The organism is Burkholderia mycopellens, from assembly GCF_964265025.1.
Lineage (GTDB): Bacteria > Pseudomonadota > Gammaproteobacteria > Burkholderiales > Burkholderiaceae > Burkholderia.
Genome location: NZ_OZ183802.1, coordinates 3803182 through 3815783 on the forward strand (window position 1 = coordinate 3803182; position 12602 = coordinate 3815783).

The following is a 12602-nucleotide window of genomic DNA, read 5'->3' on the forward strand; positions in this document are numbered from 1 at the left end:
AGCCACATGAACGATCGCGAAGTCGCCGACTACCTGCTCGCCAATCCCGAATTCTTCGCGCAGCACGCCGAACTGCTCGCGACGATCCGCCTCGCGAACCCGCACGGCAAGGCCGCGATCTCGCTGCAGGAGCGGCAGATGGAGATGCTGCGCGACAAGAACAAGCATCTCGAGCGGCGGCTCGCCGAACTCGTGCGCTATGGCCACGAGAACGACAGCCTGTCCGCGAAGTTCAGCCGCTGGACCGCGCGCGTGATCGCGGAACGCGATCCGTACGCGCTGCCGCGCACGATCGCCGACGGCATCGCCGAAGTATTCGACGTGCCGCAGACGGCGCTGCGCGTATGGGACGTCGCCGACACCTACTCGCAGGCCGATTTCGCGCGCCAGGTCGGCGAGGAAGTGCGCCTGTTCACGAGCGGGCTGTCGACGCCGTACTGCGGTGCGAACACGGGGTTCGAAGCCGCGCAGTGGCTGGCGCCCGCGGTCGCCGCCGCGGCCGCGAATGCGGCGGAAGGCACGGAAGCCGCACCGCCGGCCGGCGACGGTTCGGCCGCTTCGATCGCGCTGCTCGCACTGCGCGCGCCGCTCGCCGGCGCCGATGCGCCCGCGTTCGGCCTGCTCGTACTCGGCTCGCCCGACCCGCGCCGCTTCCACGACGGGATGGCCACCGACTTCCTCGCGCAGATCGCGACGCTCGCGAGCGCCGCGCTCACGCGCCTGCTGCCGCACTGATCCTTCCGCACGCGATGACAGACGATCCGATCGCCGCCTACCTGTCGAACCTGAAGCACGTCAGGCAGTTGTCGGAACACACGCTGCGCGCATACACGCACGAACTCGACGAGCTGAAGAAGCTCGCGAACGGCCGGCCGCTCGAAGCGCTGACGGCCGCCGACATGCGCGGCGCGGTTGCGCGCGCGCATGCGGGCGGGCTGTCCGCGCGGTCGATCTCGCACCGGCTGTCCGCATGGCGCGCGTTCTACCGCTGGCTCGCGCAGCGCATCGAGATGCCCGCGAACCCGGTCGCCGCGGTGCGCGCGCCGAAACGCGCGAAGACCTTGCCGAAAGCGCTGTCGGTCGACGATGCATCGGCGCTGATGGATGCGCCGCTCGCCAACACGACCGAAGGCATCCGCGATCACGCGATCCTCGAGCTGTTCTATTCGTCGGGGCTGCGCCTCGCCGAGCTGATCGGGCTCGACGTGATGTACACGCAGGCCGACGGCTACCGCTCGGCCGGCTGGCTCGACCTCGCGGAAGCCGAAGTCACCGTGCGCGGCAAGGGCAACAAGGAGCGCAAGGTGCCGGTCGGCCGCAAGGCGATCGATGCGCTGAACGCGTGGCTCGCGGTGCGCGGCGAATTCGTGAAGCACGATCCGCATCCGCTGTTCCTGTCCGTGCGCGGCAACCGGATGTCGCCGGGCGTCGTGCGCGAGCGCGTGAAGCGCGCGGCGCTCACCGCGGGCATCCCCGCCAACGTCCATCCGCACGTGCTGCGCCACTCGTTCGCGACGCACGTGCTGCAGTCGAGCGGCGACCTGCGCGCCGTGCAGGAACTGCTTGGCCACGCGAGCGTCTCCGCGACGCAGGTCTATACGTCGCTCGACTTCCAGCATCTCGCGAAGATTTACGACAGCGCGCATCCGCGCGCGAAGAAGCGCGACTGACGCACTTCCCGTGTTACCCGCCGCGCGCGGCGACCGGCCACGGCCGGCTTCGCGCACGGCCCATTTCGATCTCATCATGCAAACCGTCACCCTCAAGCCGTCCAAGGAAAAATCGCTGTTGCGCCGCCATCCGTGGATCTACGCCACTGCGATCGACCGCGTCGACGGCAAGCCCGCGCCCGGCGCGACCGTCATCGTGCGCGCACACGACGGCCGCTTCCTCGCGCGCGGCGCGTACAGCCCGCAATCGCAGATCCGCGTGCGCGTGTGGAGCTTCGACGAGAACGAGCCGATCGACCACGCGTTCTTCAAGCGCCGCGTGCAGCGCGCGGTCGCGCACCGCACGACGATGGTGTCGGGCACGGGCGCGGTGCGGCTCGTGTTCGGCGAAGCCGACGGGCTGCCGGGGCTGATCGTCGACTACTACGTCGCGGACACCGCCGAAGCCGGTGCCGCACCGCGCGGCCAGCTCGTCTGCCAGTTCATGGCCGCGGGCGTCGACGCATGGAAGGACGCGATCGTGAAGGCGCTCGTCGGCGCCACGGGCTGCCCGAACGTCTACGAGCGCTCGGACGTCTCGATCCGCGACAAGGAAGGGCTCGAACAGACGACCGGCGTGCTGGCCGGCGACGCGCCGCCCGCGACGCTGATCGCGAACGAAAACGGCGTGCGCTATCACGTCGACGTGCCGAACGGCCACAAGACGGGCTTCTACGTCGACCAGCGCGACAACCGCGCGCTGGTTGCGCAGTACGCGACCGATCGCGACGTGCTGAACTGCTTCTGCTACACGGGCGGCTTCTCGCTCGCGGCGCTCAAGGGCGGCGCGAAACGCGTCGTGTCGATCGACTCGTCGGGAGACGCGCTCGCGCTCGCGCAGCAGAACGTCGTCGCCAACGGCTTCGACGCCGAACGCGCGACCTGGCTCGACGCCGACGCATTCAAGACGCTGCGCCGCCTCGTCGACGAAGGCGAGCGATTCGACCTGATCGTGCTCGATCCGCCGAAGTTCGCGCCGACGCGCGACAGCGTCGATCGCGCGGCGCGCGCGTACAAGGACATCAACCTGAGCGGCTTCAAGCTGCTGCGTCCGGGCGGCTTGCTGTTCACGTACTCGTGCTCGGGCGCGATCGACATGGACCTGTTCCAGAAGATCGTCGCGGGTGCGGCCGCCGACGCGAAGGTCGACGCGCGCATCCTGAAGCGCCTCGGCGCGGGTGTCGATCACCCGCTGCTCGCGGCCTTCCCGGAAGGCGAATATCTGAAGGGCCTGCTGTTGCAAATCGTCTGATCGCCCCGATCTACGCGCGCAACCGTCCGTCGGCCGCGGCCCCGCGCCCGGCGGATCCGCGCTCCCGCCTGTCGTTCGGACGACGGGCGAGGGCTTGACAGGTATGTTTCAATGGATGGTTGTGCGCCCCGGCTGGCAACGCCCCGGGGCGCGACGCACATCCAGGTTTTGACCCCGATTCACGAACCACAGGCGATTGACATGGCCACTCCCGTCACCATCCTCACCGGCTTCCTCGGCAGCGGCAAGACGACGCTGCTCAAGCGCATCCTGAACGAACAGCACGGCATGAAGATCGCCGTGATCGAGAACGAGTTCGGCGAAGAGAACATCGACAACGAAATCCTGGTGCAGGATTCGAACGAGCAGATCATCCAGATGAGCAACGGCTGCATCTGCTGCACGATCCGCGGCGACCTCGCACGCGCGCTCGGCGATCTCGCCGCGAAGAAGCGCGAAGGCAAGCTCGACTTCGACCGCATCGTGATCGAAACGACCGGCCTCGCGAACCCGGGCCCGGTCGCGCAAACCTTCTTCATCGACAGCGAAATCGCCGACGACTTCCTGCTCGACGCAGTCATCACGCTGGTCGACGCGAAGCACGCGAACGCGCAACTCGACGAGCACGAAGTCGTGCAGCGCCAGGTCGGCTTCGCCGATCGCCTGTTCATCACGAAGTCGGACCTGGTCGACGACCAGACGGTGGCCGGCCTCAAGCATCGCCTGATGCACATGAACCCGAAGGCCGCGATCAAGGTCGTGAACTTCGGCGAAGCGGACATCAAGGAAATCTTCGACCTGCGCGGCTTCAACCTGAACGCGAAGCTCGAGATCGACCCCGACTTCCTCGCCGAGGACGATCACGCGCACCACCACCACGATCACGGCCATGATCACGATCACGCCAATTGCGACCACGATCACGGTCAATGCGCGCACGATCACGACCACGGCCACCACCACCATCACCATGCGCACCACGACGACAAGATCAAGTCGTTCGTGTACCGCAACGACCGCCCGTTCGACCCGAACAAGCTGGAAGACTTCCTCGGCGGCATCCTGCAGATCTACGGCGAGCGGATGCTGCGCTACAAGGGCGTGCTGTACATGAAGGGCGTCGACCGCAAGGTCGTGTTCCAGGGCGTGCACCAGATGATGGGCAGCGACCTCGCCGCGAAGTGGCTGCCGGTCGAGAAGAAGACCAACAAAATGGTGTTCATCGGCGTCGATCTGCCGCAGGACCTGATCACCGACGGCCTCGACGCCTGCCTCGCCTGACGCGCGCGGGCAACCGCCGCACACGCCGCCGCGCGACCGCCTCGCAGGCGGCTGCGGCGGCAGCGGAGCGCCCTTTTCGGGCAGGGTTTCGCCGTCATCGCTTTTTCGCGATTTGCGCGTTATATTTTCTAGATATTGGCGCAGCCGACGGGGATCGACCCGATACGGCGCCCGCTTGCGATTCAGTTACAATACGTGCCCGCTGGAGTACGGCAACAAACAGGCCCGGTTCTTGCTGAACCAGTTTTCCGGGCATCGCAACCGCGCCGGATCGCCAATCCGCCTCCCGGCCGCGGCCGATGCGATGTGCCGCGCAGCACACCGGTTCGCAGCGCGCACAACTCCGCGCCAGGCCTATCCTGGTATTTGAGAACCGGTTTTCCAGAGGCTTTCGGCCCCGCGGCGGCAAATCGCAAATGAATGCAAACGCGGTTGCGGGTAATCCCAAAGTGCAGGCAATATCTCTTGATTTGCCGCACATTGAAGAAGCAAGCAGATGACGAAGAAACTCTTGACCGAAGCCGAAATCCTGAAGATGAGCGACAAGGATTACATGAATGAGGATCAGCTCGCCTTCTTCAAAAATCGGCTCGAACAGTTGCAGGCGGACATCCTCAAGAATGCAGGCCAGACGACCGAGAACCTGCGCGAGACGGTGATCGTGCCCGACCCCGCCGATCGCGCGACGATCGAGGAAGAGCACGCGCTCGAGCTGCGCACGCGCGATCGCGAACGCAAGCTCCTCAAGAAGGTTCAACAGTCGCTCGCCCGCATCGATTCCGGCGATTACGGCTGGTGCGAGGAAACCGGCGAGCCGATCGGCATTCCGCGCCTGCTCGCGCGTCCGACCGCCACGCTGTCGCTCGAGGCGCAAGAGCGCCGCGAGCTGCGCCAGAAGCTGTTCGGCGACTGATCGAGCGGGCGTTCCGCTCAGACACGCTGCTTCCCGAAAGCGCGCGGCCTGCCGCGCGCTTTTTGTTTTTCCGGCACCGGTTCCCGGCCCGCCGATTTGCCCCCCGCCTCTTGATATACCGGCGCCCGCCCTAAAATGAACCGGACGCGCGCCGGGCCGCTTCCCGGCGCACTGCGAGTTACGCAGCGGCGCCTCGCGCCGCCTGACTCTTCCCCGTTTTTCTCAAGGAACGCAGATGGAGCAATTTCACGGCACGACCATCGTTTCGGTCCGGCGCGGCGACAAGGTCGCGCTCGGCGGCGACGGCCAGGTAACCCTCGGCAACATCGTCATGAAGGGTGGCGCGCGGAAAGTGCGGCGGATCTACAACAACCAGGTGCTGGTCGGATTCGCGGGCGGCACCGCCGATGCGTTCTCGCTGCTCGACCGCTTCGAGGCGAAGCTCGAGAAGCACCAGGGCAACCTGACCCGCGCGGCCGTCGAGCTCGCGAAGGACTGGCGCACCGACCGGATGCTGCGCCGCCTCGAGGCGATGCTGATTACGGCCGATGCCACCACCACGCTCGTGATCACCGGCAACGGCGACGTGCTCGACCCCGAGGGCGGCATCTGCGCGATCGGCTCGGGCGGCGCCTATGCGCAGGCCGCGGCCCGCGCACTCGCGGAGAACACCGAGCTGTCGCCGCGCGAGATCGTCGAGAAGTCGCTCGAGATTGCCGGCGACATGTGCATCTATACGAACCACAACCGCATCATCGAAACGATCGAGTAAGGACCGCACCATGAGCACCATGACCCCTGCCGAGATCGTCTCGGAACTCGACAAGCACATCATCGGCCAGGCGAAGGCGAAGAAAGCCGTCGCGGTGGCGCTGCGCAACCGCTGGCGCCGCCAGCAGGTCGCCGACCCGCTGCGCCAGGAAATCACGCCGAAGAACATCCTGATGATCGGGCCGACGGGTGTCGGCAAGACCGAAATCGCGCGCCGCCTCGCGAAGCTCGCCGACGCGCCGTTCATCAAGATCGAAGCGACCAAGTTCACCGAAGTCGGCTACGTCGGCCGCGACGTCGACAGCATCGTGCGCGACCTGATCGAGATCTCGGTCAAGCAGACGCGCGAATCCGAGATGCGCAAGGTGCGCAGCAAGGCGACCGACCAGGCGGAAGACCGCATCCTCGACATCCTGCTGCCGCAGCCGCGCGCGGTGGGCTTCGGCGGCAACGCCGAACACGCGAACGACGACAACAACGCGACGCGCCAGACGTTCCGCAAGCGCCTGCGCGAAGGCCAGCTCGACGACAAGGAAGTGGAACTCGACCTCGAGCAGCCGTCGGCCGGCATGGACATCATGGCGCCGCCGGGCATGGAAGAGATGACCGAGCAGATCCGCTCGATGTTCTCGAACCTCGGCAGCGGCAAGAAGCAGCGCCGCAAGGTGAAGATCAAGGAAGCGCTGAAGCTGCTGACCGACGAGGAAGCGGCGAAAATGCTCAACGACGAGGAAGTGAAGACGAAGGCCGTGCAGAACGTCGAGCAGAACGGCATCGTGTTCCTCGACGAGATCGACAAGATCACGTCGCGCAACAACGAAGGCAGCGGCGGCGAAGTGTCGCGCCAGGGCGTGCAGCGCGACCTGCTGCCGCTCGTCGAAGGCACGACGGTCAACACGAAGTACGGGATGGTGAAGACCGATCACATCCTGTTCATCGCAAGCGGCGCGTTCCACCTCGCGAAGCCGAGCGACCTGATTCCCGAACTGCAGGGGCGCTTTCCGATCCGCGTCGAGCTCGACTCGCTGTCGGTGGAAGACTTCGAGGCGATCCTCGACGCGACCGACGCAAGCCTCGTCAAGCAGTACCAGGCGCTGCTCGCGACCGAGGACGTACAGCTCGAATTCGCCCAGGACGGCATCCGCCGTCTCGCGGAGATCGCGTATGCGGTCAACGAGAAGACCGAGAACATCGGTGCACGCCGGTTGTACACGGTGATCGAGAAACTGCTCGAGGAAGTGTCGTTCTCGGCCGGCAATCACGCCGGCGAGCGCGTGACGATCGACGCGAAGTATGTCGACCGGGCGCTCGGCGAAGTGTCGCAAGACGAAGACCTGTCGCGCTACGTGCTGTAACGCGCGCGGCGGCGAATGCGAAACGGGCGACCCGGCGGGTCGCCCGTTTTCGTTGGTGCGGCCGGCGGACAGCCGGGCACGGCCTGCCCGCATACCGATCCCCCTCGCCACCCGCAACGCCCGTCGTGCCGCATCGACACCCGCCGCGACGGTCGCGGCGCGCCGCTTACTGCCGCACCGGCTTCTTCGCGAGCTTGCGCTGCAGCGTGCGGCGGTGCATGTTCAGCGCGCGCGCCGTCGCCGAAATGTTGTTGTTGTTCTCGGCCAGCACGCGCTGGATGTGCTCCCATTCGAGCCGGTCGACCGACAGCACGACCGGATTCTCCAGCGCTTCGTCGGCCTGCACTTCGGTCGCGTTGGTCTGCAGCGCGGCCAGGATCGACTCGACGTTCGCGGGCTTCGCGAGATAGTTGTCGGCGCCTTCCTTCACCGCCTGCACGGCCGTCGCGATGCTCGCGTAGCCGGTCAGCACCAGGATCCGCGCGTCGGGCTGCAGGTCGCACAGCGGCGCGATCAGGCTCAGGCCCGAGTCCTCGCCGAGATGCAGGTCGACGGTGATGAACTGGAACTTGCCGCCTGCGGCGAGCCGGAGCGCCGCCTCCTTGTCGTGCGCCTGCTGGACCGCATAACCGCGGCGCTCGAGGCCGCGCGCGAGCGTGCCCGCGAACACCTCGTTGTCGTCGATCACCAGGAAATTGTTCTCGCTCATGTGGTTTCTCCGTCTACGTGTTGATTGAGGCGGCCGACGCCGCGACGCGCACGGCCGGCAGCCGCAGCACGGCCCGCGTGCCGCGCGCGGCGGTCGTGCCGGCCGGGCGGCTGTCCGGCGCGCCGGTTGTCCGTTCGGCCAGGCGCTGGCCCGCGCGCTGCGCCGATCCTGCCGCGGCGTGGCCATTCGCCGCACCGCCGGCCCGCCCGTTGCCGCCCGCCGCGCGCGGCACGACATCGGACAGCTCGATCTCGCCGCCGAGCCGCGCGGCCGCGCTGAACGCGAGATACAGGCCGACCCCGTGCCCGCCCTGCGTGCTGTCGACCGGCATCGCGCCGAGCGATTCACGCAACGAGGCCGGAATGCCGGGCCCGTCGTCGCATACCTCGAATTCGATCTCGTCGGCCGCGCCGGCGTGCGCGACCTTCGCGGCCAGTGTCACGCGCTGCGGGCTCGCGCGCGCGGCGTTGTCGAGCAGGATCGTCAGGATCTGGCCGGCCGCGACCGTGTCGTCGAGCGCGACGCCGGCCGGGCGCGCGCCGAGCAGCTCGAACTGCACGTGCGGATGCCGCAGGCGCCAGTGCTCGACGAACGTGTCGAGCCAGTCGTCCACCGGCTGGCGGCTCGCGGGCGCGCTCGCACGGCTGCGCAGGCGCGCGAGCGCCGATGTGCAGAGCGTCATCTGTTCCTCGAGCACCTTCAGGTCGGCTTCATAGCGGGCCAGCCCCGGGTCGGCGCGTGCAGCGTCGCGCAGCTCCTCGGCGAGCATCGCGATCGTCGACAGCGGCGTGCCCATCTCGTGCGCGACGGTGGCGGCCTGCACGCCGAGCGCGACCGCCCGCTCGTCGCGCAGCAGGTGCTGCTGCGCTTCGCCGAGCGCCGCATCGCGCTGGCGCAGCGCATTCGACATGCGCGCGACGAACCACGCGATCAGCCCGACGCTGACCATGAAGTTCGCCCACATCCCGGTACGGTAGTAGTCGAACAGGTTCGCGGGATTGTCCATATTGAGCGGCACCGAGTCGAAACCGAGCGCCGCGTAGCACGCGACCGCGAACGCCGCGAGCCAGACCATCAGGTGCCACGGCAGCACGGCCGCCGCGATCGCGAGCGAAGGCAGGTACAGCGACACGAACGGATTGGTCGTGCCGCCCGACAGGAACAGCAGCGCGGACAGCGCACCGAGGTCGACCCACAGCTGGCCGAGCAGCTCGAAATTGGTCTCGGGCCGCGCACGCAGCACGCGCACCCAGGTCAACGCGTTGAAAACGATTTCGAGCGCGATAACCATCAGCATCGCCGGCAACGGCAGATGCACGCCGAAATAAGTCTGCACGACGCCGATCGTCACCAGCTGGCCGATGATCGCGAGATTGCGGAGCCAGAACAGGTGACTGAGGTTGACGCGCCCGGTGGTGGTGATTCGTTGCATCCAAGCAGTTTACCCGTTTAGCGGGCGGCGCCTCTAGCGGGGCCGGATCGGCGTGCGGCGAACGGGACGCCCCGCGTGTACGGCCGATGCCGTCAGCCGGCCGCGCCGGCCATCCGCTGCGCGATTTCGTCGGCCAGGCACTCGGGGCACCGGCAACGCGCACCGACGGCGGGCGGTGTGCCGCCGGGCAAGACCGGCATCGACGCGCACCAGCATTCGAACGGCTGCGTGCGGGCGCCGCAGTCGAAGCTGCGCCCGCAGTGCGGGCACCGCGCGCGGCGCGGGGCGGAACAGGCGTCGGCGGCAGAATCGGTCATGGCGAAAGCGCTCGAGCGGGCGGGAAGCCGCCCTACGCGACTAGCATAGCGCGGCAAACGGATTTTGCACGCCGGCCGTTCGGCCGATGGCCATCGCGAATGTTCGCGAACCACCCCGCCGCCACTGCCGTCGCACCGCTGCCAGCACCGCTGCCCGTACCGCGGCGCACATCGCGCCGCGCCATAGCCGGCGGGCCGCCGCGTGCGGCGCCCGGGCCGCGCCGCCAGTGTTCCGGCCCGCCCAAAAACCCGATGCTGCGCTGCGCCACTCCTGTACAATTCGCCGTGTTTCAACCGTTCCCAGCCTGAGCCGCCGCCATGTCCGAGCCCATCGACCTCTCGCAGATCGCCCCCACGCTGAAAGCAGAAATCCTCGCCGAGGCGCTGCCGTACATCCGCCGTTACCACGGCAAGACCGTGGTCATCAAATACGGCGGCAACGCGATGACGGAAGAGCGGCTCAAGCAAGGCTTCGCGCGCGACGTGATCCTGCTGAAACTGGTCGGCATCAACCCGGTGATCGTCCACGGCGGTGGTCCGCAGATCGATCAGGCGCTGAAGAAGATCGGCAAGGCCGGCACCTTCATCCAGGGCATGCGCGTCACCGACGAAGAGACGATGGAAGTCGTCGAATGGGTGCTGGGCGGGGAAGTGCAGCAGGACATCGTGACGCTGATCAACCACTTCGGCGGCCACGCGGTGGGCCTGACGGGCAAGGACGGCGGCCTGATCCACGCACGCAAGCTGCTGATGCCGGACCGCGACAACCCGGGCCAGACCATCGACATCGGCCAGGTCGGCGAAGTCGAGGCGATCAACCCGGCGGTCGTGAAGGCGCTGCAGGACGATGCGTTCATCCCGGTGATCTCGCCGATCGGCTTCGGCGAAGACGGCCTGTCGTACAACATCAACGCCGACCTCGTCGCGGGCAAGCTCGCCACCGTGCTGAACGCCGAGAAGCTGCTGATGATGACCAACATCCCGGGCGTGATGGACAAGGACGGCAACCTGCTGACCGATTTGTCCGCGCGCGAGATCGACGCGCTGTTCGAGGACGGCACGATCTCCGGCGGCATGCTGCCGAAGATCTCGTCGGCGCTCGACGCGGCGAAGAGCGGCGTGAAGTCGGTGCACATCGTCGACGGCCGGATCGAGCACTCGGTGCTGCTGGAAATCCTGACCGAGCAGCCGTTCGGCACGATGATCCGCTCGCATTGAGCGCGCGCCGCAAGACCGCCAGCCCCGACCTGCCGGCCCCGCTGCGGCGCCGGCGCATCTCGCGCAGCCGGCCGCGAGCCGGCGCGCCCGTCTGGCTGTTCGATCTCGACAACACGCTCCACCACGCGTCGCACGCGATCTTTCCCGAGATCAACCGTGCGATGACGCAGTACATCATCGATGCGCTCAAGGTCGAGCGCGCCGAAGCCGACCGCCTGCGCAACGGCTATACCGAGCGCTACGGCGCCGCGCTCCTCGGCCTCACGCGCCATCATCCGATCGACCCGCACGACTTCCTGCGCGCGGTCCATACGTTCGCCGATCTCCCCGCGATGGTACGCGCCGAGCGCGGCCTCGCGCACATCATCGCCGCGCTGCCGGGCCGCAAGTTCGTGCTGACCAACGCGCCGGAGAACTATGCGCGCGCGGTGCTGCGCGAGTTGCGCATCGAGCGGCTGTTCGAGCGCGTGATCGCGATCGAGCACATGCGCGACCGCCGCACGTGGCGCGCGAAACCTGACCACATGATGCTGCGCCGAACGCTGCGCGCCGTACATGCGCGGATGACCGACGCGATCCTCGTCGAGGACACGCGCGGCCACCTGAAGCGCTACAAGCGCCTCGGCATCGGCACGGTCTGGATTACCGGCCATCTTCCCGGCCACCTGCCGGGTACCGGCCGCCCGCATTATGTCGACCAGCGGATTCGTTCGTTAAAATCGCTGCGACTGGGCACTCGATCGGGGCGACAGAAATGCAGCCGACTCACCCGCAGGACCACGCCGTAACGGAAGACCAGGCCACGCCGTCCCGCCCGCGCCCGAAGCCGGGCGAGCGCCGCGTGATGATCCTGCAGACGCTCGCATCGATGCTCGAGGCGCCGAAGCGCGAGAAGATCACGACGGCCGCGCTCGCGGCCCGGCTCGACGTGTCGGAAGCGGCGCTGTACCGCCATTTCCCGAGCAAGGCGAAGATGTACGAAGGGCTGATCGAGTTCATCGAGCAGTCGCTGTTCGGGCTCGTCAACCAGATCGTCGAGAAGGAGCCGAACGGCGTGCTGCAAGCACGCACGATCGCGCTGACGATGCTCAATTTCGCCGCGAAGAACCCGGGAATGACGCGCGTGCTGACCGGCGAGGCGCTGGTCGGCGAGGACGAACGGCTCACCGAGCGCGTGAACCAGTTGCTCGATCGCATCGAGGCAACGGTCAAGCAATGCCTGCGGGTCGCGCGCACGGAGGCGAACGCGCCTGACGGCGCAGCGCCGCTCGCACTACCGGCCGATTACGATCCGGCCGCCCGCGCGAGCCTGCTCGTCAGCTACGTGATCGGCCGATGGCACCGCTTCGCAAAGGGCGGGTTCCAGAAATCGCCCGGCGAGCAGGCCGACGCGCATTTGCGGCTGATCCTGCAGTAGCGCCGCGCCGGCCGCATCCGGCCACGCCTGCCGGTCGCGCGCATTCGACGACGGATGGTGCGGTCGCCCCGTCAAGGGGCGGCGTCGATTCGCACCTTGCCGCCCCCTTCTGCCGGCGCTCAATACCTCGCGCCAATTCGAACTCGTCCAATTTCATGCCGCCGCCTCACACGTTAAATTTGTCTCGTTATAGACAAATTCAGGTGAGATGGTGAAACGCAGATTCCG

13 protein-coding genes are annotated in these 12602 nt (G+C 67.4%); 10 read left to right on the forward strand and 3 right to left on the reverse strand.

What is annotated here, in order from left to right; translation table 11 throughout:
• Positions 1-6 precede the first annotated feature (6 nt).
• From ACPTTC_RS17740 to hslU, 7 genes are all read left to right on the forward strand, one after another.
• On the forward strand, positions 7-735 hold the full coding sequence (locus tag ACPTTC_RS17740; protein ID WP_423393234.1) for a DUF484 family protein: 729 nt from the start codon (positions 7-9) through the stop codon (positions 733-735).
• A gap of 14 nt (positions 736-749) precedes the next feature.
• On the forward strand, positions 750-1670 hold the full coding sequence (gene xerC, locus ACPTTC_RS17745; RefSeq protein ID WP_175971053.1) for a tyrosine recombinase XerC: 921 nt from the start codon (positions 750-752) through the stop codon (positions 1668-1670).
• A 76-nt stretch (positions 1671-1746) separates the two neighbouring features.
• Positions 1747-2961, forward strand: coding sequence for a class I SAM-dependent rRNA methyltransferase (locus tag ACPTTC_RS17750; protein WP_423393235.1), 1215 nt, complete (start codon positions 1747-1749; stop codon positions 2959-2961).
• A gap of 201 nt (positions 2962-3162) precedes the next feature.
• The gene (locus ACPTTC_RS17755; protein ID WP_175951255.1) at positions 3163-4242 is read left to right on the forward strand and encodes a CobW family GTP-binding protein; all 1080 of its coding nucleotides are present in this window, start codon (positions 3163-3165) and stop codon (positions 4240-4242) included.
• Between the two features lie 496 nt (positions 4243-4738).
• Complete coding sequence (gene dksA / locus ACPTTC_RS17760; protein WP_006477498.1) at positions 4739-5155, forward strand: RNA polymerase-binding protein DksA; 417 nt, start codon at positions 4739-4741, stop codon at positions 5153-5155.
• A gap of 235 nt (positions 5156-5390) precedes the next feature.
• Positions 5391-5927, forward strand: coding sequence for an ATP-dependent protease subunit HslV (gene hslV / locus ACPTTC_RS17765; protein ID WP_006760749.1), 537 nt, complete (start codon positions 5391-5393; stop codon positions 5925-5927).
• Positions 5928-5937: 10 nt separating this feature from the next.
• The gene (gene hslU / locus ACPTTC_RS17770; RefSeq protein ID WP_175951254.1) at positions 5938-7281 is read left to right on the forward strand and encodes an ATP-dependent protease ATPase subunit HslU; all 1344 of its coding nucleotides are present in this window, start codon (positions 5938-5940) and stop codon (positions 7279-7281) included.
• A gap of 166 nt (positions 7282-7447) precedes the next feature.
• Here the strand turns inward: hslU and ACPTTC_RS17775 are convergent, their stop codons facing one another.
• The 3 genes from ACPTTC_RS17775 to ACPTTC_RS17785 all read right to left on the reverse strand — a co-directional run bounded on the left by ACPTTC_RS17775 (position 7448) and on the right by ACPTTC_RS17785 (position 9739).
• Positions 7448-7990, reverse strand: coding sequence for a response regulator transcription factor (locus ACPTTC_RS17775; RefSeq protein WP_021156278.1), 543 nt, complete (start codon positions 7988-7990; stop codon positions 7448-7450).
• A 13-nt stretch (positions 7991-8003) separates the two neighbouring features.
• Positions 8004-9422 (reverse strand): ATP-binding protein, encoded by a 1419-nt coding sequence (locus ACPTTC_RS17780; RefSeq protein ID WP_423393236.1) that lies wholly within the window; start codon positions 9420-9422, stop codon positions 8004-8006.
• A gap of 92 nt (positions 9423-9514) precedes the next feature.
• The gene (locus ACPTTC_RS17785) at positions 9515-9739 is read right to left on the reverse strand and encodes a cysteine-rich CWC family protein (protein ID WP_423393237.1); all 225 of its coding nucleotides are present in this window, start codon (positions 9737-9739) and stop codon (positions 9515-9517) included.
• A 318-nt stretch (positions 9740-10057) separates the two neighbouring features.
• Here ACPTTC_RS17785 and argB point away from each other — a divergent pair, with 318 nt between their 5' ends.
• Genes argB through slmA form a run of 3 tightly spaced genes read left to right on the forward strand, consistent with a single transcriptional unit; the run spans position 10058 to position 12374 of the window.
• Positions 10058-10957, forward strand: coding sequence for an acetylglutamate kinase (gene argB / locus ACPTTC_RS17790; RefSeq protein ID WP_069257839.1), 900 nt, complete (start codon positions 10058-10060; stop codon positions 10955-10957).
• Positions 10954-11745 (forward strand): pyrimidine 5'-nucleotidase, encoded by a 792-nt coding sequence (locus tag ACPTTC_RS17795; RefSeq protein WP_069257840.1) that lies wholly within the window; start codon positions 10954-10956, stop codon positions 11743-11745. Before argB ends, ACPTTC_RS17795 begins: the two co-directional genes overlap by 4 nt.
• A complete protein-coding gene (slmA, locus tag ACPTTC_RS17800) occupies positions 11712-12374 on the forward strand; it encodes a nucleoid occlusion factor SlmA (protein ID WP_069257841.1) in 663 nt (220 codons plus the stop codon). The genes ACPTTC_RS17795 and slmA overlap by 34 nt, the downstream gene beginning before the upstream one ends.
• The last annotated feature ends 228 nt before the right edge of the window (positions 12375-12602 follow it).

Bases quoted from the DNA above. Each gene is read 5' to 3' on its own strand.
- ACPTTC_RS17740 (WP_423393234.1), top strand. From the start codon at position 7: ATGAACGATCGCGAAGTCGCCGACTACCTGCTCGCCAATCCCGAATTC.
- xerC (WP_175971053.1), top strand. From the start codon at position 750: ATGACAGACGATCCGATCGCCGCCTACCTGTCGAACCTGAAGCACGTC.
- ACPTTC_RS17750 (WP_423393235.1), top strand. From the start codon at position 1,747: ATGCAAACCGTCACCCTCAAGCCGTCCAAGGAAAAATCGCTGTTGCGC.
- ACPTTC_RS17755 (WP_175951255.1), top strand. From the start codon at position 3,163: ATGGCCACTCCCGTCACCATCCTCACCGGCTTCCTCGGCAGCGGCAAG.
- dksA (WP_006477498.1), top strand. From the start codon at position 4,739: ATGACGAAGAAACTCTTGACCGAAGCCGAAATCCTGAAGATGAGCGAC.
- hslV (WP_006760749.1), top strand. From the start codon at position 5,391: ATGGAGCAATTTCACGGCACGACCATCGTTTCGGTCCGGCGCGGCGAC.
- hslU (WP_175951254.1), top strand. From the start codon at position 5,938: ATGAGCACCATGACCCCTGCCGAGATCGTCTCGGAACTCGACAAGCAC.
- ACPTTC_RS17775 (WP_021156278.1), bottom strand. From the start codon at position 7,990: ATGAGCGAGAACAATTTCCTGGTGATCGACGACAACGAGGTGTTCGCG.
- ACPTTC_RS17780 (WP_423393236.1), bottom strand. From the start codon at position 9,422: ATGCAACGAATCACCACCACCGGGCGCGTCAACCTCAGTCACCTGTTC.
- ACPTTC_RS17785 (WP_423393237.1), bottom strand. From the start codon at position 9,739: ATGACCGATTCTGCCGCCGACGCCTGTTCCGCCCCGCGCCGCGCGCGG.
- argB (WP_069257839.1), top strand. From the start codon at position 10,058: ATGTCCGAGCCCATCGACCTCTCGCAGATCGCCCCCACGCTGAAAGCA.
- slmA (WP_069257841.1), top strand. From the start codon at position 11,712: ATGCAGCCGACTCACCCGCAGGACCACGCCGTAACGGAAGACCAGGCC.